Genomic DNA, 440 nt, shown 5'->3' on the forward strand with positions numbered 1-440 from the left:
AAAAATATATTTCTTTTCATTGGTTTCATCGTCATTGCTGCCTTACTATTTGGAGTATATCAATTTGGGGCATATAAGTTTTCAAAAGAGAAGCAAGTAAATGAAATGCTTGAGGCATTCCAAAAGAACGATGTTAGTGCAATAGATGAGTTTGTGAAAGTAGATGATCCAGGTCTAAAAGTGAAGTCAGAAGACATTCAGGCGTACATACGTTATTTAAAAGACAATCCTTCATACAATAAAGCATTACTATACTACTTGCAAAAAGAGGCGATAGCTAAAGATTCAGTAAGTGGTACAGTATCCTTTGAAGATGGGAGAATTATAGAAGACGGGAAAGAATGGTTCTTATATCCGAAGTATAAGTTCAATATGAAATCTTATTACATGAATGTTAGCACAACCGCGAAGAATGCTGAAATATATGTAAATGATAAAAA

Annotated in this window: 1 protein-coding gene; it reads left to right on the forward strand. The window is 33.0% G+C overall.

The genetic code is table 11. The annotated features are described in order from the left end of the window. The coding region (locus tag KI369_RS22145; protein WP_438800513.1) for a TcaA second domain-containing protein at positions 1-440 on the forward strand (440 nt) is incomplete at both ends.

Origin of the sequence: Bacillus sanguinis (genome assembly GCF_018332475.1) — a bacterium.
In the GTDB taxonomy this organism is placed as follows: Bacteria; Bacillota; Bacilli; order Bacillales; family Bacillaceae_G; genus Bacillus_A; species Bacillus_A sanguinis.